Genomic DNA, 19,344 nt, shown 5'->3' with positions numbered 1-19,344 from the left:
GACACTCCCATATCCGATTTCTTAACGACGTCGCTTGTGCGTAAAGATGCACTGGCGCTTCGGGAATGGACGTGATGCGCAAAGGATGGTACTTTTCGGACATGCCGCAACCATCCCATGCCCCCGTTGCCAGCACCTCTGCCCGGACCATTCCCGTCTGGCACCTTTATGGTGAAGACAGCGCCTTTCCCGATGTCCTGCACATCGAGACGATCACCCATCGCGCTGCGGGCCTTGACTGGCAGATCGCCGTGCATCGCCATCGGCATCTGCACCAGTTCTTTCTGATTGAGGCAGGTGATGTCCGGATCGAGCTTGATGGACAGACCTTGCAGACCGAACCGCCCTTCCTGCTGAATGTGCCCGCCGGGATGGTGCACGGCTTTTCCTTTGCGGCAGGGACCTCGGGCTGGGTGCTGACCGTGCCGTTGCAGACGCTGCCCGACCTGCTGGACCCAGCCGTAACTCAACAAACAGCGCTGGGGCTGGGGAGGACCACCAGCGCTTCGACCGAGATGTTCGCCCTGTTCCGCAAGATCGAAGCCGAGCACGGCGCTTCCCACCAGGCGCGATCGGTCATGCTGCGGGCCCTTGCTTGCCAGCTGGCCTGCCTTGCGCTGCGCGACATGGACGATGCGGCGGGGGGCGCTTCAGCGACGATGGACCCGCGGTTCCAGCGGTTCCTGGCGCTTTTGGACCTGCATCTGCGCGACCGCTGGCGGCTGACCGACTACGCCCGCGAGATCGGCGTGTCCGAGCGCCACCTGAGCCGGATCTGCCAGGTCAGCTCTGGCATGTCAGGGGCGCGGATCCTTGAGGCAGCCGTGATCCGCGAGGCCTGCCGGCTGCTGGTCTATACCCGGGCCTCGGTGGCCTCGGTCGGCTATGGGCTGGGCTTTGACGATCCGTCCTATTTCTCGCGTGCCTTTCGCCGGGCAATGGGCCTGTCGCCCGCCGCCTACCGCGCAGGGTTCGAACGCGATCTGCGCTGACACATCACAGCTGCTTAGGCTGTCAGGTTCGGCGCGAAAGCCCCAGCTTGGCCAGCCGGTAATCCAGCTTGGCACGGCTGAGCCCAAGCGCCCGTGCCGCGGCCGAGACATTGCCATCGGCGGCGGCAAGTGCGGCGCGATAGGTGTCGATCTCCAGCTCGTCGAAAGTGCGACTGTCCATCGGCCCGGCCAACGCGCCCTGGGGACTGCGCCGCACGATCCGGCCCGAGGCGTGCAGGCCTTCGACAAACTCTGGCAGCTGCTCGATGCCTGTGAAGATGTGCGAAATCTCCAGATCGCCCCCCGGTTCGGCATAGATCACGCCGCGTTCGATCATGTTGGACAACTCGCGCACGTTGCCGGGAAAGTCGTAGCGCATCAGCAGATCGCGCGCTGCGGCGGTAATCTGGCGCAGCGGCTTTCTATGCGTACGGCTGTGGGTCAGCACGAAGTGATCGATCAGCATCGGCAGGTCATCGCGCCGGTCACGCAAGGGCGGAATGACAATCGGCAAAAGCGACAGACGGAAGTAGAGGTCGGTCCGAAATGCGCCAGAGGTGACAAGGTCGCGAGGGCCGGCGCCAATCGCCGACATCACGCGCGTCGAGGTCAGAAGCGGGGCTCCCTCGCCCAGATGGGCCGCAAGCTGAGACTGCAAGGGACGCGGCAACGACAGCAGGTCGTTCAGGAACAGGGTCCCACCCTGCGCACGTTCGACGGCTCCGCCCTTACCGAACAGCGGGGTGTCGGCGTAGCCACTGGAGAACGCGTCACAGTTGACCGTTACGAAGGGCGCCTTCGGTGTTCGGCCGATCTCGTGCAGGCGGCGCGCGAAGAACTCCTTGCCGGTGCCGGGTTCGCCCATGAACATCACCGGCTCGTCATAGCCTGCCACCCGCTCCAGCAGGCGGCGCGCCCGCTCGATGGCTGCGCTCTTGCCGATGATCGGGTGCGGCACAGTGAGCGTGGGGGATTTCGGCTCGGTGGTGGCAGGGTTCCACGGTTTGGCCCGGGGCCGTGTCGTGGCGGGCGCGAATTCGGCCAGTTCGGGCACGTCCTTGCCCCAGGCCGCCGCATTGCGCCCGATCACGACGCAACGCTCCGCCCCCATTCCCATGCACTCGACCTCGCGGAAGATCACGGGCTGACCAAGTAGGGAGGTGGTGAACCCGGCCGGTGCGCCGACCTGCATCCAGCATGTCGGGCAATCGGACACACCGAAGGCCTGCAGGTGCTCGACCGCCTCGGTGCTGTCGTGCCAATGGAATTCGCCGTGGTAGTGCCCGCGCTTGATGTCGAACTCGAACCGCTTGGTGGTGACCTTGACGAAGCCTTCCATCGTGTGAAGGCGCGGCCCGGCGGCAAGAGCGGCGGTCAGGTCATCCTGCCGGAACCGTTTGCGGACCAGATCGGCGTAGCGTTGACCCTGGGACCATCCGGTGCGGTAGAACAGGCTGCGCGCCCGATCCAGGCCCACCACGTTGATCACGTCGCGCCTGAGCATGCCCAGAATGGCTGTCTGCATCATGACCATCCGCTCGTCGCTGAGCCAGATGCGGCCATCGCCCAGTGCGAACTGCAGCGCGCCTGCCAGATCCTCCAGCGTCGGGGCCGCGCCCTCCTTCAACAGCCGGCTATCCCCACGCGCCATGATTCGGGGCGCTTGGCGCGACGCTTCGGTCAAGGTGATGCGCTTGGACATGTTTTCATCATTTCATGAATATGGATCCATCTTTCTCATTTACATGAAAATCCCGCCGAAGCAAGAAGATCAGATTTTTATACTGAAAATCATTATGTTAAGCCTTTATAGGTGTAACACATAATTATTTGTTGCAAAACGAACTCAATCTGACCCGCTCTGTCCACGCCGCTCAGGGAGGAGCCCGGCAGCAACTGCTGACATGCATCGCGGATGCCAGTCAGCGTCGAATGCGCCGGTTGAAACAGGGAGAGAGACATGGACGGATCAGCACCGATTTTTCTGTCGCAGGACGCATGGGAAGGAAAGATCTTCTCTGGTGGCTGGGGCGCTGCGAACGGCGGGGCCTATGAAGTGACCGCGCCTGCAGACGGCAGCCACGTCGCAAAGGTGGGCAATGGCAACAAGGCCGATGTCGCCCGCGCCGCTGCCGCCGCCGCCGCCGCCCAGCCTGCATGGGAGGCCGCTGCCGCCGCCGAGCGTGCCCGTATCCTGAACGCCACCGCCGATATCCTTGAGGCGAACCGTGACGAGTTGATCCCCTGGATCATCCGCGAGTCGGGCTCGATCTACCCCAAGGCCGCCATCGAGATCGAACACTCGGCAGGCTTCCTGCGTGCCGCCGCCGCCGCTGCCACAGAGGACACCCGCAAGGTCGTGCAATCGCTGGATGGGCGCGACGAAGAAGTGATCCGTGTGGCGCATGGCGTCGTCGGGGTGATTTCGCCCTTCAACTTCCCGCTGATCCTGTCGGTCCGCGCGATTGCGGCGGCACTGGCCACCGGCAACGCCGTGGTCCACAAGCCCGATCCGCGCACGCCGATCAGCGGCGGGATCATCATCGCCCGCATCTTCGAAGAGGCGGGGCTGCCGAAGGACCTTCTCCACATCATCCCCGGCGGGGCCGAGGTGGGTACCGCGCTTTGCGAGGACCCCAACATCGCCATGGTCTCCTTCACCGGCTCGCCCGGCGTCGGCGCCAAGGTGGGCGAGGCTTGCGGTCGCAACCTCAAGAAGGTGCAGCTGGAACTGGGCGGCAAGAACGCCTTGATCATCCAGGATGATGCCGATTTCGCACTGGCCGCGGCCAATGCAGCCTGGGGCACCTGGCTGCACCAGGGGCAGATCTGCATGGCGACGGGGCTGATCCTTGCGCCGGCTGCGATGGCCGACCAGCTGGCCGCAGAACTCGCCGCCAAGGCCAGCCGTCTGCCAGTGGGCAACCCGGCAACCGAACAATGCGCGCTCGGGCCGTTGATCTCGGACGGGCAAGCGGCACTGGTGAAGGCGATCGTCGATGATGCTGTCGCCAAGGGTGCAAAGCTCCTGGCCGGTGGCACGCCCAAGGGGCGGATGTTCCCGGCGACCGTTCTGTCGGGCGTGAAGCCGGGCATGCGGGCGTTCGAGGAGGAGATCTTTGGCCCCGTGGCAGTTGTCGTCGCCTATGACAACGACGAACACGCGATCCAGCTGGCCAACATGTCGGAATTCGGCCTTGCCGCCGGGATCATCGCCAAGGACGTCGGCCGCGCCCGCCGTATCGGAATGCGCCTGAAAGTCGGCCATCTGCACATCAATGATCAGACTGTGATGGCCAGCCCGAACGCTCCCTTCGGCGGTCGCGGCAAATCCGGCAACGGCAGCCGCATCTCGGGCCCGGCGATCTGGGAAGAGTTCACGCAATGGGTCTGGATCACCTCGCGCGCTGACGCCGTGATGTACCCGTTCTGATCGACCACCAAACGCAGGTAAGCAAAATGACTGTTCAAATCCGGGCCGCGGTCGCGCGCGGCGCAGGGCAAGATTTGTCGATCGAAACGATCGCTCTGGAAGAGCCACGCCCCGACGAAATCCTGGTCAAGGTGGTTGCCACCGGGGTCTGCCACACCGATCTGGTGGTGATGGCGGGTCACCTGCCCACCCCGATGCCCGTTGTTCTGGGGCACGAAGGCGCTGGGATCGTGGAGCGTGTCGGCAGTGCCGTGAAGAAGGTGAAGGCGGGCGATCATGTCGTCATGACCTTCAACTCCTGCGGCACCTGTCCTTCGTGCCGCGACCATGACATTTCGTATTGCTACGAGTTCTTCCCCCGCAACTTCTTTGCCACCCGCGCCGATGGGTCGGTGGCGATCAGCAAGGGGGCCGAGAAGATCCATTCGAACTTCTTTGGGCAGTCGTCCTGGGCCAGCCACGCCATCTGCCATGAGGCAAACGTGGTCAAGGTAGACCCTTCGGCGCAGCTGGACCTCCTTGGCCCCTTGGCCTGCGGCATCCAGACCGGGGCGGGCACGGTGATGAACGCGCTGAAGGTGCAGCCGGGCAAGAGCTTCGTAGTCTTCGGTGCGGGTTCGGTCGGGCTGTCGGCGGTCATGGGTGCGGTGGTGCAGGGTGCGACCACGATCATCGCGGTCGACATGCACGACAGCCGCCTTGACCTGGCGCGCGAGTTGGGGGCCACCCACACGATCAACGCCAAAACCGACGATGTCGTGGGCCAGATCCACGCGCTGACGGCTGGGGTGAACTATTCGCTCGACACCACGGGACTGCCTGCGGTGATCCGGCAAGCCGTGGATGCGCTCGCCCCGCGCGGCACTTGCGCAATCCTGGGTGCCCCGATGCCGGGGTCGGAAATCTCGGTCGACAACACCGGCTTCATGTCGATGGGCAAGAAGCTGATCGGGGTCGTCGAAGGGCAATCCAACCCCGACAGCTTCATCCCGACGCTGATCGCGCTGTGGCAGGCGGGGCGCTTCCCCTTCGACCGGTTGGTCAAGTTCTACGACTTTGCCGACATCAACACAGCCATCCACGACAGCCACGCCGGCACAACCGTGAAGGCGATTGTGCGCATGTAACCCCGACGGCCGCCTTCCGAAGAAGAGAGGGCGGCCTCGGTGAAGGACCCAACAACCGATGCAGGGGCAGGAAGGCCACTGCACGCATTAACTCGGAGGAACCCATGACGAAGTTTGCCTTGCCATCCGCGAACGGCATCAGCCGCCGCAGTTTCAACCGCCTGATCGCCGGTTCGGCCCTGGCCGCGCCGCTGATCGGGACACGCGCCTTCGGTCAGGACGCGGCCACCTTCAAGATCGGCTATATCGGGCCGCAGTCGGGCCCGCTGGGCATCTTCGGTGCGCATGACGGCTGGCTGATCGAGACGATCAAGGCCAACCTCGCCGGCGGCATCGACGTCAACGGCACCAAGATGAACGTCGAGATCATCACTGCCGACACCCAGTCGGACCCGGTACGGGCCAGCCAGATCACCCGCGACATGATCAATTCGGAGGCCCCTGACCTGATCCTGACCCACTCGGCCCCGGAAACCGTCAATCCGGTGTCGGATGCCTGCGAGGCCGGCGCGACCCCCTGCCTGTCGACCGTCGCCCCGTGGGAGGCGTTCTATTTCGGCCGTGGTGGCAAGCCCGATGCGCAGTCGTTCAAGTGGACGTTCCACTACTCCTTCGGTTCGGCGAACTTCCTCAACCTCTACAATGGCCAGTGGTCTCTGCTGCAGACCAACAAGAAGGTCGGCACGCTGGTTCCGTCGGACGCCGATGGCAATGCGATCCGGGCAGGCCTGCTGCCCAAGCTGGCCGAAGCCGGTTGGGAGGTTGTCGATGCCGGTCCGTACGAGAACATGAGCCAGGATTTCAGCACCCAGATCAACGCCTTCAAGGATGCAGGCGTCGAGATCGTGGTCTGCTTCCCCTTCCCGCCGGACTTCCCCGTGTTCTGGCGCCAGGCGGCACAGCAGGGTCTGGCCCAGCAGCTGAAGATCATGCAGATGGCCAAGGCCGGGCTGTTTGCGGCCGAAATGGAAGGCCTCGGGGACCTTGGGCAAGGCCTTTGCACCGGCGTCTACTGGCACCCTGCCTTCCCGTTTGCCTCGGCCGCGACAGGCATGACCAACGCCGACCTTGGCGCAAAGTACGAAGCCGCGACGGGCGCGCAGTGGGCGCAGGCGCTGGGTGCGTCCGCCTCGCTGTTCGATGCCGCCCTTGCGCTGGCGGTGCAGGCCGGCAGCCCGAAGGACAAGGAAGCGATGGCAGCGGCACTGCCCAAGCTGAAGGCAGAAACCGCGGTCGGCACGGTCGATTTCGGCACGGGCCCGATGCACAACTGTGCTGTCAGCGGCCTGGCAGGCGGGCAGTGGAACAAGGCCAGCGAAGGGCCGTTCCAGTTCCAGCTTGACCTCGTGTCGAACGCCGACTTCCCGCAGATCCAGCTGACTTCGGAGTTCAAGCCGCTGGCCTTCGGCTGAGCTGATCCAGAACGGGGCGGGTGCGAAACCCGCCCCCTTTCTCTGCGTGCGGACAGAAAGGAACGAAGCGCGTGATGATGCCTGCCATGACGGCCGAACCCATCCTGAGAGCCGAAGGCGTGAACAAGTCCTTCGGTGCGCTGAAAGTGCTGTTCGACGTGGATTTCCATGTCATGCCGGGTGAGGCGGTCGGCGTTGTCGGGCCGAACGGCGCGGGCAAGACGACGCTGTTCGGCGCGCTTGCCGGGTCCTTTCCCGTCAGTTCCGGGGCCATTCAGCTTGCCGGGCGCGATCTTTCGGGCACATCTGCTGCCGAGCGCTGCCGGTTGGGACTGGCCCGCACCCATCAGGTCCCGAAGCCCTTTCTGGGCATGACGGTGTTCGAGAACGTCCATGTCGCTGCCCGCGCGGGTGCGGGGATGGACCAGACACGGGCCACCACCGAAGCGGCCGACATATTGCGCCGGACGGGCCTTCTGCCCTTGGCAAACCGCCCGGCTGCGGCACTGGGCCTTCTGGACCGCAAGCGTCTGGAGGTCGCGCGCGCGCTGGCCACGCAGCCAAGCGTCATCCTGCTGGATGAAATTGGCGGCGGCCTGACCGAGGCGGAGCTGGTAGCGCTGGTCGATCTGATCCGCAGCCTTCAGGCAGGCGGTCTGACCGTGGTCTGGATCGAACATATCCTGCACGCGCTTCTGCGTGTGATCACGCGGCTGGTCTGCATGGCCGAGGGGCGGGTGCTGGCCCAGGGTGATCCCCGCGACGTGATGGCCCACCCCGAAGTGCAACGCGCCTATCTGGGGAGCAGCCCGGAATGACTGCAGCCCAGAAACCAGCCTTGACATTGACCGACCTTGTTGGTCGCCACGGGCAGTTGCAGGCGGTCAAGGGCCTGTCCCTGACGGTCGAGCCCAACGAAGTGCTGGCCGTGATCGGGGCAAATGGCGCGGGCAAGACCACGCTGATGCGCATGATCGCGGGCCTGCATCCGGTGGCCGAAGGCGGCATTCTCCTGCATGGCGCCCCGGTCACCAGAATGCCCGCGCATGAGCGCGTGAAGGCGGGCATAGCGCTGTCGCCGGAAGGGCGCCGTCTGTTTGGCGACATGACGGTTGCGGAAAACCTGATGATTGCCGCCGAGAACGGCCGCAAGGGTGACTGGACGCTTGCCACCGTCTGCGACGCCTTTCCGCAACTGACCCCACTGCTGGGAAGGCTTGCGGGCGGCCTTTCGGGCGGTCAGCGGCAGGCGGTGGCGATCGGTCGGGCGCTGATCGCCAACCCCTCGGTCATCCTGCTGGATGAAGTGTCGCTGGGCCTGTCGCCAGCGGCGGTCGAGGGCCTTTATGACTCCCTGGCCGGGCTGAAGGGTCAGGTGACCCTGATCGTGGTGGAACAGGACCTGACCCGTGCGATGGGGTTTGCCAGCCGCCTGATCTGCATCGCCGAAGGGGTTCTGGAACTCGACGGGACACCTGCCACCCTCACCCGCCAGCAGATCACGGATGCCTACTTCGGCATCCACAAGGCCGAGGAGCCGAGCCATGCTTGACAGTCTGATCCAGGGCATCCTGCTAGGCGGCTACTACGCCGTTCTTGCCGCGGGCCTGTCGCTGATGTTCGGCGTCGTGCGGTTCATCAACCTGGCGCATGGCGATATGGCGGTGCTGGGGGCGCTCGGCTCGCTCTGGCTGGTGCAAAGCGCCGGAGTTGTCGTGCCGCTGGCCATCGTCATCACCTTGATCGGCATGGCGGCCCTGGGCTGGCTTATGCAGCGCTTCATCTTCGAACGGGCGCTTGCAGGCGGGTTCCTGATCCCGATCCTAACGACCATCGGCCTGGGCGCAGCGCTGCAAAACGGCATGTTCGCGGCCTTCGGGTCGGACACGAAGTCACTGGGCGCACATATCGGCAATTTGTCCTGGGCCAGTTGGGAACTGCCCGGTGGCATCTTTGTCGGCCAATTGCCGGTCTACATGTTTGCCACCGCAGTCCTGGTGCTGGGGTCCTTGCATCTGCTCTTGACGCGGACGGCCTTTGGCCGCGCGGTACGGGCTACGTCGACCGATGCCGAAGCGGCCAGCCTGTGCGGCGTCGATCCGCGCAAGGTGCACCGCTGGGCCGCAGCCATTGCTGTGGCTTTGGCGGGGCTTGCCGGAATCTTTCTGGCGATGCGGGCGCAGGTCACGCCGTTTTCGGGGCCGATGATGCTGATCTTCGCCTTCGAGGCAGTGGTGATCGGCGGCATCGGGTCGCTGCGCGGCACGCTGATCGGCGGGATCGTGTTGGGCGTGGTGCAGGCGCTGGGCGCGCTGATATCGCCGCAGATCTCGATCCTGGCGGGCCATCTGGTGTTTCTGGCCGTCCTCGGCTGGCGGCTGATGCACGTCGCCGCGTCCGAGCGGGGCGGCTGGCGTGCGGCCCTGAAGGCTGCCTTCAACAAACCTGACCTGTCGCGGAGCCAAGCATGACACCCGCCCAAACCCTGCCCATGGCGACGTCTGACCGCAGGCTCTTGGTCCTTGTCGGGATCGTCCTTCTGGGGCTTGTCACCCTGCCCTGGCTTGGGTCTGCCCTTGTCGTCGACAAGCTGATCTACCTCTTCATCCTGGTGATGTTCGCCGTGATGTGGAACCTGCTGGCGGGCTATGCCGGGCTGGTGTCGGTTGGCCAGCAGGCGTTCATCGGTCTGGGTGGCTATGCCCTGGTCCGATTGGTCGAGGCAGGCCTGCCCCCCTTTCCGACGATCTTCCTCGCTGCTGCACTGACGGGTGCCGTGGCCTGGGCCTTGTCGTGGTTCATGCTGCGCATGAAGGCGGGTGAGTTCGCCGTGGCCACTTGGGTGATTGCAGAAACCATCCGGTCCATCGTGATGTTCGATCCGATCGTGCAGGGGGAAACTGGCACCTCGCTCTTGGCGCTGAATGCCTATGACCCCGATCTGCGCCGCATGGTGCTGTATCTTCTGTCGCTGGGCAGCATGGTCCTGATGGTGGGTGGCACATGGGTTCTGCTGCAGCGTCGGATCGGTGCGGAAAGCCAGGCGATCCGGGATGACGAGGACGCCGCTGCCTCCATCGGGATCTCGACCTTTCAGGTCAAGCAGCGGATCTACATCATCGCCTCGGTTGGCTGCGCGCTGGCGGGTGCGCTGTGGCTGGCCTCGGCCATCACCTTCCAGCCGCGCACGTCCTTCGGCGTGCAATGGTCCGTCTTCATGCTGTTCATGGTGCTGGTCGGTGGCATCGGCACCTTCATCGGGCCGATCCTTGGCGCACTTCTGTTCTTTGCCCTGCAGGAAATCTTTGGCGACTTCGGGGCCTGGTATCTGGCGGGCATCGGGATCGTGGCAATCCTCTTCGCCCTTTACCTCCCGCGCGGGCTGGTGGGCCTCTGGCTGGACCGGGGCCGGGATGAGCCCTTGTCCTTGCGCAAGCGGCTGCGCCTGAAGGAATGACCATGGCTGACCGGTACATAGATGTATCCGGCCTCAGGATCCGCTATCGCGACAGCGGCGGTCCGGGCCTGCCCATCGTGCTGAGCCATGGCATTGCAGGCTCGCTGGAACTGTGGTCGGCGCAACTGGCTGGTCTGGGGGGAACCCATCGGATCATCGCCTGGGACGCGCCGAACCACGGGCTGTCAGGTCTGACCGGCAAGGCCGAAGACTGGGAAAGCTATGCCAAGTGGCTTCTGGCCTTTGCCGATGCGCTGCGACTGGACCAGTTCATCGCGGCCGGCAATTCGATGGGCGGGGCCTTGTCGCTGCGGGTTGCAGGGCTGGCACCGGAGCGCGTCAAGGGAGTGGTGCTGGCCAATGCCGCCTCGTTGGGACGCGAGGTGGTTCCGGCCTTCCGCCTGACGACCCTGCCTTTTCTGGGCGAGGTGATGAACAGGCCCAGTCCGAAGGGCGTCGATCTGATGCTGTCGGCGATTGTCAAAGACAAGGGCTGTGTAAGCGGCGACCTCTACGATGACCTGCTGCGCAACCAGTTCAAGAAAGGCGGTAGAGCCGCGTTCCTCGCCACCCTGCGCGCCACGACAAACGTCTTCGGACAGCGGAAATCAGCCTGGGAACCCAGCCACAGGCTGCTGTCCACGCTGGATGTGCCGATGCTTATCCTGCATGGGCGTCAGGACGCCGTTCTGCCCCTGAAGCACAGCGAAGAGGCCGCCAGACGGGCGCGGAACGCGACCTTGATCGTGCTGGAAGACTGCGGCCACACCCCGCAGGTTGAAAAGCCGGAAGCGGTCAACAAAGCTCTCCACGATTTCGCGGTGCGCGTTTCGGGCCGTGATGCTGCGTGACGTCTGGATGCGGCCTCGTCTGTCGCGCCCACAGGTCCGAACCTAACCCGTGGTCAGATCATTTCCGCGCGTCAAACTCGGCCCGGGCCGCATCAATCTCGGCCCGGTTTTCAATGACCCAGCGCGCCATGCTGGAGAGCCGCACGAACAGGCTTTCGCCCAAGGGCCGCAGCCGATAGTCCACGCGCGGCGGGGCGGTCGGGGTCACGATCCGCTCCAGAAGCCCGTCCCGCTCCAGCTTGCGCAGCGTGTGGGTCAGCATCTTTTGCGACACATCGGGGATGTCGCGGCGCAGCTCCGAAAACCGCCGCGATGACATCGACAAAGCCGCCATCACCAGGATCGACCATTTGTCGCTGACCCCGTCCAGCACCTGCCGCACGGGGCAAGTGGCCGGGTCCAACGAAATCCGGTGCGGTTCGTGCGCGTCGTCAAGGGACATGGCCATCTCGCGGTACTGTGATCGTTGAAGGCCATGGTTACCAAATGGTGCCTCCTTTTCCAACCCTAAATCATCAAATAGATTGCTGGTATCAAAATTATACTAGACATGGAAAGGAAACTGCATGGAGATCTTGAACCGCCGAACGCTGCTGAAGACGGCAGCTGCGACCGGGGCCTCTGCGACCTTGTGGCCCGGTCTTGCTCAAGCCGCTGCCTCGGGGACCGAGCTTTTCACTTCGGATGAAGCCGGGCTCCTTGTCGACAGCGTCGTTGTCCTTGGCGAGCAGTCGGCAGTGCTGATCGACGCGCAGTTCACCGCCGGCAACGCTGGCCTGCTGGCCGACATGATCGCAGCCTCGGGTCGCACGCTGGAAAGCATCCTGATCACCCACCTGCATCCCGATCACATCCTTGGACTGCCCGTCCTGATGGACCGCTTCCCACAGGCGCGGGCCTATGCACAGACCGACATCCAGGCGATCCTGGCGCAAATCCTTGGCGGCATGCATGCGGAAATCGCGGGCAGCGCCCCGGCGGGCGTGTTTGCGGACCGCTTTGTCCTGCCCGAAGCGCTCAGCGCCGATCACCTGATGCTGGAAGGTGAGCGGATCGAGATACTGCCGCCCATGGCAGGCGACACCGCGCTGATCACGCCCGTGCACATCCCCAGCCTGGATACGCTGATTGCGACCGACGTGGCCTATATCGACACCCACCTGTGGATGGAGGAAGTCGCCACCACCGATGGCATCGCCCCCTGGCGCGCCAGTGTCGAGGCCCTGCGGGCCATCGGCGCCAGGACGGTGATCCCGGGGCATCGCAAGTCGGGCAGCCCGAACGATGCCAGCGTCTTTGATGCGACCATCGCCTACCTCGACCATTGGGAAGCGGCCCGCGCCGCCTCGGCCAATGCCGAGGAGTTCCGCGCCAAGCTGATGGTCGGGACCGAAGCCCTTGGTTTCGCTTTTGCCATCGACCGTGGCGTCGCCGCCGCGTTCCCCAGCTGAACCACCTGACCGAAACCCGACATCACAGGAGAAACCCGATGTCCTATCTGAGAAACACCACCTTCGCGCTGGCCCTTGCCATGACTTCCCTTGCCGCCCCGGCCTTCGCGCAGGAGTCCAACAAGGACTTCGTCGTCAAGGCGGTCACGGAATTGTTTGTGAACAAGGACCTGACGGCCATCGACCGCTATTGGGCCGACAGCTACATGCAGCGGAACCCTGGGCTGGCTTCGACCAGCGCCGTGCTGAAGGACGCGCTGAAGGACATGCCAGCCGACATGACCTATGAAATTGGCATGGTCATCGCCGAGGGCGATCTGGTGGCGATCCATGGCCGCTACTCCGGCTGGGGTCCGACGCCGCTGATCGTGGTCGACATCTACCGTGTCGAGAACGGCAAGATCGCCGAGCACTGGGATGTCGGCCAGGACGAGGTCCTTGAGACGGCCTCCGGCCTGCCGATGTTCGAGCCGATGAACTGATCCCCTGGCGGGGCTGACAACCTGACTTTCGGCCCCGCCGCCATGACCATTCCAGACCGGAGGCCTTCAATGACCGATGAAAGCAGAAACCCCGCCAGACGCCGATTTCTGACCTTTGCCGCCTCTCTTCCTGCGGCCTTCGGGTTGGGCGCTGGCAGCGCGTCGGCCGAACAGGCGATGATCCCCACCGCAAGCGATATGGAGGGGCCTTTCTACATCAGCAATGTCCCGGTCGTCACCAACATGAACCGCTTCGGAAAGAAGGGCGAGGTCATGCGCATCGCCGGGCGCGTCATGAACGCCGCTTCTCCCGAGACCCCCGTAGCTGGCGCGAAGCTGGAACTTTGGCAGACGGACGGCAGCGGCAGATACTATCCGGAAGCCAAAGGCGACTACAGCGACTTCCGCGATGCCGAGATGGACCTGCGCGGCACGATCATTGCCGATGCGAACGGCTATTTCGAGGTGCTGTCCCTGTTCCCCAAGGAATACTGGCCCCGCCCGCCCCATATCCACTACCGGATCAGCGCCGATGGTTTTCGCACGCTGATCACCCAACACTATCTGGACACCCGGCCCCGGGATCGGCCGCACCGCACGGCCAACGTCCTCCGCGACCAGGCGCCCGCGCTGTTCCCCGCGCCGACCATCTACATCGAGCCCGCTTGAGGCGGAGGGTCCGGGCAGTCAACCCTGAATGGTTAGCGGCGAGATCCGGCCGGCCTGAAACGTGTCAGCCAGCCGCGTCAGTTCCACCCGCTTGACCACACCGCCCTTGAAGAAGGGATCGCCCTCGGCAAAGGCGCGGGCGGTTGCCTCGTCCTGGGCCTCAAGGATGCCAAAGTTGCCGATCCCTTCGGCCTTGGGGTTCCACAGTGCCGAACCCGTCAGCACCCGGGCAAGACCATTGCCGCCCGAAGCCACCCAGTCGCGGTGCTGCGGGCGCAGACGGTCGCGCAGGGCGCCAACTTCGGCCCCGCTTTTGTGGGGGCAGATCATCAGGAAATACATCAGGCGTTCTCCAGAAGCACCATGCCCGCCCCCGTCATCGAGGCGGGGGCGAAGTAGTGGCGGTGCAGCGTCTTCACTTCGTCGTCCATGCAGCCGCGCATCACCAGCCACATGATCAGTTCCGCCCCTTCGGATCCGAACACCTGCACATATTCCTCACGCGTCATGTCGCGGTAGCGTTGCGGGGCCGGGCCGATGTCGGCGATCCAGCGGCGATCTTCCTCGGGGTTGATGTAGCCGGCCCGCGCGCCCTGCAACTGGTGCGAAAGGCCCCCCGTGCCCAGGACGATGACCCGCTCGTCGGTCGGCCAGCTTTCGATGGCTTGCCGCAACACGCGGCCAAGGTCCCACATGCGTTGCGGGGTGGGGATCGGATACTGGATCGTGTTCACCAGGATTGGCACCACCTTGACGGGCCAAGCCTTGGGCCGCCCGAAGACCAGCTCCATCGGCACCTGCATCCCATGATCCACGTCCAGTTCACGGCAGATCAGCGGGTCGAAATGGCTGGCCACCATCTGATCAGCCAAATGCCATGCGAAATCGGCGGCCCCTTCGAACACGGGCACTGGGCGCGGCCCCCAGCCTTCGTCGATCGGGGCGTAGCTGTCGGCCACGCCGAGCGCCAGCGTCGGCACACGGTCCAGGAAGAAGGCATTGCCGTGGTCGTTGAAGATGACCACGGCGATATCCGGCTTTTGCGCGGCCACCCAATCCTGCGCCGGGATATAGCCGTCAAAGAAGGGTTTCCATTCGTCCGAATGGCGCAAGCCCTTGTCCAGCGCCGCCGCGATGGAGGGCACATGGCTGGTGCCCAATCCGCCGATCAGTCTAGCCATTGCTCACCTTCCCCAGCCGGGTTTCCAGAAATGCGTCAAGGCTCATCCCCGCCTGGGCCGCGCCAATCGCGCGAATGGGCGTTGGGTCCACGGCCGAAATCTTCAGGATGTAGAACAGGTTGCCGCCAAGGCGGACCATCTCCTCCCAATCCCGCGCCACAACGGCAGCGCGCTGTTCGGGTGTCAGGCGAAAGCGGTCAAGGTAGGCCCCCTCATCCGCCAGAAAGGCCGCCCGACCCTCGGGCGTAGACAGGCCCATTGCCATCTTGTTCAGCGCATAGCCTGCATTGGCGCGGGGTCGGTCAAAGAGCGGCGTGTCCGGGATGCGGTCCAGCCCTGCATCCGCGGCGACCACCGGCTTGGCCCAATCGGCCAGCAACCGGGCCACGAGGCTGGGTTGCTCCACCGGGGCGAAATGGCCCGCGTCAGGAACAATCTCCAGGAGGGCTTGCGGGCAGAGGCGGGCGATATCCTGATGCTGGGCCACCGGGCTCCACGCATCTTCGGCCCCGGTGATCAGCAGCATGGGGCCGGAATAGGCAAGGCTCGCCGCCGCATCGGGGCGCGACAGGAGCGCGCGCAACTGGCGTTCGTGAATCTCGGGTGTCATCCGGCAGACCATGGCCGTCAGGTCCGCCATCAGGGTGGGGTTCGGGGCGGCCTTGGCATTCATCATGCCCGGCAACCACGCGCCGGCCAGCGCTGCCATTCCTTCGCCATGGGCCAGGTCAATCATCACCTGACGCTTGGCCTCTTCGCCCTCCCGCCGTGGATGCATGCCCGTGTTCAGAAGCGCCATGCCCGCGATCCGTCCGGGGGCCAGGCGCGCCATTTCCATCGCCACGCGCCCGCCCATCGAATGACCGGCCAGCACCAGCCGCCCCTCGTGCCGCGCAAGCAGGCTGCGCGCCATGTCCTCGATGCTGTTTTGGGTGGTCACATCGGCCACCACCACGGCCAGAGGGTCCAGCGCTGCCACGGCGGCAGTCCAGACAAAACCATCGGACACAAGGCCCGGGATCAGAAGAACAGTCGCCATCGGGGAAGCCTTGACAGGAAAAGGGGCCGCCCGGTGAAGGGCGGCCCAGGGTCTCAGGGAGGTTAGCGTTTCGTCCGCCAGCTGTCGGCGTAGTTCGTCCGCGCCTCGGCGGCATAGGGGGTTGCGGCCACACGCACGCGGATTTCCGTCTGGCGGTGCGGCTCGGTCGAGGTCTTGCAGGTGGTTTCCGGCTCGCCCCATTTCAGGGTCAGGATGTCGCCTTCCTGCACGTCTTGCGCCACCACTCCCAAGGACAGCATGCAGCGTTCGTTGTAGGAATAGCCGTTGAACATGCTCATCCCCACCATCTTGTCGCCCTGCATCACCATATCGGCGCTGGAGGAGGCATAGTTCGGCTGCGGGAAATCGATCCACTTGTACGGCACGCCGGGTTCGAAGTTCGACGCGATGACCTTCAGTACATCGTCGCGGTTCCACTCGAAGGTCACCTTCTTGCGATTCTTCGGGCTGCCCTTCATCGCTTGCAGCGCGGCCTTGCCGACGAAGTCATCCTTCTTCCAGCCGATGTAGAAGTCATACCCTAGCTCGAACGGGTTGACGTAGTAGTCCTCGATGTTGTCGCTGACGAAGCTGCCACCGATGGCACCTGCGGCCTCATAGCTGTCAGCGCCCAGCCAGTCGCGGTAATCCTTTAGCATCCCGTCGCCGGTATAGATGCCCGGCAAGGGTGAGGGGATCCAGCCAGATTCCAGCGTGTTGGTCGAATAGGCCCTGCTGCCGCACTGCACGAGGTTCACGCCGGCATCGCGGGCGGCCTGCAGGATGGTGGAATGGATGTAATCCTTGTCCTTGTAAGGACCCCAGATTTCCAGCCCCGGCGCGCCCGACATGCCATGCCGCAACGCCTGCACCTTCTTCGACCCGATGTTGATCCAGTCGACATGGAAGAACTTGATGTCCGGCACCGGGCCGCCATTCATCTTCTCAAAGACCTTGGGCGCGTCCGGCCCCTGGATCTGGAAGCGGTAATGTTCGCGCAGCACGCGCTCGCCCTCGGGGCGGCTGGGGCTGCGGGGATCGTACTTCAGGCGCACGTTCCACTTGCCCCAGGCCGCGCAGAACATCAGCCAGTTCGAGGTCGGCGCGCGTCCGACGAGGATGTATTTGTCCTCGCGCTCGCGGAAGATGATGTGGTCACCGATGACATGGCCATTGGGCGTGACGGGCACGAAATGCTTGGCGCGGTTCAGGTCGAAATTCGCGAAGCTGTTGATCCCATGATGGGACAGGAACTCGGTCGCCTGCGGGCCTTCGACGATGACTTCGTCCATGTGGTGCGACTGGTCGAACAGCACGGCCGACTGCCGCCAGGCCACCTGTTCGTTGCGCCAGTTCTGGAATTCCGGCGCCACGACCGGGTAGACATACATCCCCGCCTTGGAATTGCGCAGCATGGTGACCGGGTTCCCGGCAGCGGCCATGACGGTTGACAAACTTAAAGCCATCGAAGCTCCTCCCTGAAGCATATGTATACACTGATACGGAAGGGTGGCGATGAATCAAGGCATAATGCGTGAAAATGGGTCGTTGCGCGTGGGAAATGTATACAGAAACCCCTCAGGCGGACAGGATTGCCAGACTCGCCACGCCTTCGCGCATCGCCGCTTCCTGAGACAGCAGGAATTCCACGTTCCGCCTCGCTGCGCGGGCGTGTTCCCGGGCGAGTGATTCGGCGCGAAACCCCTCTCGCTGGGCGATCGCCTCGATCATGGCGCGGTGCTGTTCCTGCGCGGCGGAAAGGGTTTTCGTCAGTTCGGCCTGACGCGTCTGGTCATCCAGGAACGCCGAAGGCGAGGCAAACGGCAGGGCGGTGATCCGTTCAATCTCGCGGCACAGAACGTCACTTTGCGACAGGCGGGCCAGAAGTCGGTGGAACTGCGCGTTCAGGACAGAATATCCATCCATATCAATATCCTGAACAAGGAAAAGTCGGTCAATTCGGCGCAGGATTTCGCGGGCTTCGGCCATCAGGTCATCCGGGGCACCGCGTTCTGCCGCCAGCCGTGCAGCAGTGCCTTCCAGGACGCCCCGCAGTTCGATCGTATCGACCACATCCCGCACCGCGAAACTTCGCACCACAAAGCCACCGCCGGCGGTGCGGTCCAGCAAGGCCTCTTCGGCAAGCCGCGACAGGGCCGCCCTGACCGGGGTGCGGGAAATGCCCAGCTCTTCGGCCAAGGCCACCTCGAACAGGCGGGTTCCGCCCTGCAGATCGCCACCAAGGATCCGCTTGCGCAGGGTGATCAGCGCCCGTTGCGCGTGAGTTGAGCTTTTCTCTTCCGGCACGTCCGATCTCGTCCTGTATACAGGGTCAGAATACCATCAGATGGCAGAATGTATACAAGCCCCTTAGATCTTCAGGATGCGCCGGGCGTTTTCCTTCAGGATCAGCGGGCGCACGTCATCGCGGATCGGCAGTTCGGCAAAATCCTTAAGCCAGCGATCCGGGGTGATTGCGGGCCAGTCCGAGCCGAACAGCATCTTCTTCTTCAGGATTGTATTTGCGTAGTGCACGAAGATCTGCGGGAAGTATTTCGGCGACCAGCCCGACATGTCGATGTAGACGTTCGGCTTGTGCTGGGCGATGGCCAGCCCTTCCTCGGTCCAGGGAAAGGACGGGTGGGCAAGCACGATGGTCATGTCGGGGAAGTCGACAGCCACATCGTCGATATGGATCGGATTGGAGTACTTCAGCCGCATCCCCATGCCGCCGTGCATGCCCGATCCCACCCCGGTCTGCCCGGTGTGGAACAGCGCAATCGCACCTTCCTCGGCAATCGCCTCGTACAGCGGATAGGCCATGCGGTCGTTGGGGAAGAACCCCTGCATCGTGGGATGGAACTTGAACCCCTTCACGCCAAACTCGCGCACCAGGCGCCGCGCCTGTCGGGCGCCAACCTTGCCCTTGGCCGGATCGATGCTGGCAAAAGGGATCAGGATATCGCTGTTTTCGGCGGCGAGTTGCGCGATTTCCTCGTTGTTGTGGCGGTAAAATCCGGTCTCGCGTTCAGCGTCCACGCCAAAGATCACCGCAGCGATCTTGCGTTCGCGGTAGTAGGCGGCGGTCTGCGGCACGGTGGGCAGCATGCCGTCGATCCCGGCCGGGTTCTTGAAGTACGCGGCCATGCCGGCCTGAAACTCGTTGTAGCCATCGTCACGATGGCAATTGCACGGCTCTTCGGCATGGGTGTGGAAGTCGATGGCAATGATGTCGTCAAGGTTCATCGGC

Annotated in this window: 20 protein-coding genes; 12 read left to right on the top strand and 8 right to left on the bottom strand. The window is 64.1% G+C overall.

All coding sequences use genetic code 11. The features are described 5' to 3' along the window. The first annotated feature begins 74 nt into the window (after window positions 1-74). Window positions 75-992, top strand: coding sequence for a helix-turn-helix domain-containing protein (locus AC2EAL_RS09285; protein WP_484723915.1), 918 nt, complete (start codon window positions 75-77; stop codon window positions 990-992). Between the two features lie 22 nt (window positions 993-1,014). Here AC2EAL_RS09285 and AC2EAL_RS09280 read toward each other — a convergent pair whose 3' ends face one another. Beyond that, window positions 1,015-2,643 (bottom strand): XylR N-terminal domain-containing protein, encoded by a 1,629-nt coding sequence (locus AC2EAL_RS09280; RefSeq protein ID WP_484723914.1) that lies wholly within the window; start codon window positions 2,641-2,643, stop codon window positions 1,015-1,017. A gap of 309 nt (window positions 2,644-2,952) precedes the next feature. Here AC2EAL_RS09280 and AC2EAL_RS09275 point away from each other — a divergent pair, with 309 nt between their 5' ends. The 8 genes from AC2EAL_RS09275 to AC2EAL_RS09240 all read left to right on the top strand — a co-directional run bounded on the left by AC2EAL_RS09275 (window position 2,953) and on the right by AC2EAL_RS09240 (window position 11,272). Further along, the gene (locus tag AC2EAL_RS09275) at window positions 2,953-4,425 is read left to right on the top strand and encodes an aldehyde dehydrogenase family protein (RefSeq protein ID WP_484723913.1); all 1,473 of its coding nucleotides are present in this window, start codon (window positions 2,953-2,955) and stop codon (window positions 4,423-4,425) included. A 74-nt stretch (window positions 4,426-4,499) separates the two neighbouring features. Continuing rightward, complete coding sequence (locus AC2EAL_RS09270; RefSeq protein WP_484723912.1) at window positions 4,500-5,552, top strand: NAD(P)-dependent alcohol dehydrogenase; 1,053 nt, start codon at window positions 4,500-4,502, stop codon at window positions 5,550-5,552. A gap of 104 nt (window positions 5,553-5,656) precedes the next feature. Further along, window positions 5,657-6,964: an ABC transporter substrate-binding protein gene (locus tag AC2EAL_RS09265; protein ID WP_484723911.1), complete on the top strand. Its 1,308-nt coding sequence runs from the start codon at window positions 5,657-5,659 to the stop codon at window positions 6,962-6,964. 86 nt (window positions 6,965-7,050) lie between these two features. Continuing rightward, a complete protein-coding gene (locus AC2EAL_RS09260; protein WP_484723910.1) occupies window positions 7,051-7,782 on the top strand; it encodes an ABC transporter ATP-binding protein in 732 nt (243 codons plus the stop codon). Then, a complete protein-coding gene (locus AC2EAL_RS09255; protein WP_484723909.1) occupies window positions 7,779-8,516 on the top strand; it encodes an ABC transporter ATP-binding protein in 738 nt (245 codons plus the stop codon). Before AC2EAL_RS09260 ends, AC2EAL_RS09255 begins: the two co-directional genes overlap by 4 nt. Next, window positions 8,509-9,435, top strand: a complete 927-nt coding sequence (locus tag AC2EAL_RS09250) for a branched-chain amino acid ABC transporter permease (protein ID WP_484723908.1) — start codon at window positions 8,509-8,511, stop codon at window positions 9,433-9,435. The genes AC2EAL_RS09255 and AC2EAL_RS09250 overlap by 8 nt, the downstream gene beginning before the upstream one ends. Then, entirely contained in the window at window positions 9,432-10,421 is a 990-nt protein-coding gene (locus AC2EAL_RS09245; RefSeq protein ID WP_484723907.1) for a branched-chain amino acid ABC transporter permease, read from the top strand. Before AC2EAL_RS09250 ends, AC2EAL_RS09245 begins: the two co-directional genes overlap by 4 nt. 2 nt (window positions 10,422-10,423) lie before the next feature. After that, a complete protein-coding gene (locus tag AC2EAL_RS09240; RefSeq protein WP_484723906.1) occupies window positions 10,424-11,272 on the top strand; it encodes an alpha/beta fold hydrolase in 849 nt (282 codons plus the stop codon). Between the two features lie 58 nt (window positions 11,273-11,330). On the opposite strand, the gene AC2EAL_RS09235 is transcribed toward AC2EAL_RS09240, so the two are convergent. After that, complete coding sequence (locus AC2EAL_RS09235; protein WP_484723905.1) at window positions 11,331-11,714, bottom strand: winged helix-turn-helix transcriptional regulator; 384 nt, start codon at window positions 11,712-11,714, stop codon at window positions 11,331-11,333. 124 nt (window positions 11,715-11,838) lie between these two features. On the opposite strand from AC2EAL_RS09235, the gene AC2EAL_RS09230 reads away from it, so the two are divergent. The 3 genes from AC2EAL_RS09230 (at window position 11,839) to AC2EAL_RS09220 (ending at window position 13,874) form a co-directional block, all read left to right on the top strand. Further along, on the top strand, window positions 11,839-12,723 hold the full coding sequence (locus AC2EAL_RS09230; RefSeq protein ID WP_484723904.1) for an MBL fold metallo-hydrolase: 885 nt from the start codon (window positions 11,839-11,841) through the stop codon (window positions 12,721-12,723). 38 nt (window positions 12,724-12,761) lie between these two features. Next, the gene (locus AC2EAL_RS09225; RefSeq protein WP_484723903.1) at window positions 12,762-13,205 is read left to right on the top strand and encodes a nuclear transport factor 2 family protein; all 444 of its coding nucleotides are present in this window, start codon (window positions 12,762-12,764) and stop codon (window positions 13,203-13,205) included. 69 nt (window positions 13,206-13,274) lie between these two features. Continuing rightward, window positions 13,275-13,874 carry a dioxygenase family protein gene (locus tag AC2EAL_RS09220; RefSeq protein ID WP_484723902.1) on the top strand — a complete coding sequence of 200 codons (600 nt, stop codon included), beginning with the start codon at window positions 13,275-13,277 and terminating at the stop codon, window positions 13,872-13,874. Window positions 13,875-13,892: 18 nt separating this feature from the next. On the opposite strand, the gene AC2EAL_RS09215 is transcribed toward AC2EAL_RS09220, so the two are convergent. From AC2EAL_RS09215 to AC2EAL_RS09190, 6 genes are all read right to left on the bottom strand, one after another. Continuing rightward, the gene (locus AC2EAL_RS09215; RefSeq protein WP_484723901.1) at window positions 13,893-14,216 is read right to left on the bottom strand and encodes a YciI family protein; all 324 of its coding nucleotides are present in this window, start codon (window positions 14,214-14,216) and stop codon (window positions 13,893-13,895) included. After that, entirely contained in the window at window positions 14,216-15,055 is an 840-nt protein-coding gene (locus AC2EAL_RS09210) for a class III extradiol dioxygenase family protein (protein ID WP_484723900.1), read from the bottom strand. The genes AC2EAL_RS09215 and AC2EAL_RS09210 overlap by 1 nt, the downstream gene beginning before the upstream one ends. Further along, the gene (locus tag AC2EAL_RS09205; RefSeq protein ID WP_484723899.1) at window positions 15,048-16,094 is read right to left on the bottom strand and encodes an alpha/beta fold hydrolase; all 1,047 of its coding nucleotides are present in this window, start codon (window positions 16,092-16,094) and stop codon (window positions 15,048-15,050) included. The genes AC2EAL_RS09210 and AC2EAL_RS09205 overlap by 8 nt, the downstream gene beginning before the upstream one ends. Window positions 16,095-16,156: 62 nt before the next feature. Beyond that, window positions 16,157-17,560 (bottom strand): vanillate/3-O-methylgallate O-demethylase, encoded by a 1,404-nt coding sequence (gene ligM, locus AC2EAL_RS09200; RefSeq protein ID WP_484723898.1) that lies wholly within the window; start codon window positions 17,558-17,560, stop codon window positions 16,157-16,159. A 112-nt stretch (window positions 17,561-17,672) separates the two neighbouring features. Further along, window positions 17,673-18,401 carry a GntR family transcriptional regulator gene (locus AC2EAL_RS09195; RefSeq protein ID WP_484723897.1) on the bottom strand — a complete coding sequence of 243 codons (729 nt, stop codon included), beginning with the start codon at window positions 18,399-18,401 and terminating at the stop codon, window positions 17,673-17,675. Window positions 18,402-18,464: 63 nt separating this feature from the next. After that, window positions 18,465-19,340 carry an amidohydrolase family protein gene (locus tag AC2EAL_RS09190; RefSeq protein ID WP_484723896.1) on the bottom strand — a complete coding sequence of 292 codons (876 nt, stop codon included), beginning with the start codon at window positions 19,338-19,340 and terminating at the stop codon, window positions 18,465-18,467. Window positions 19,341-19,344: the final 4 nt, after the last annotated feature.

Source organism: Tabrizicola sp. T74, assembly GCF_057219935.1.
The sequence above is the reverse complement of the archived record's forward strand: the minus strand, read 5'-3'. Positions and strand labels throughout refer to the sequence as shown.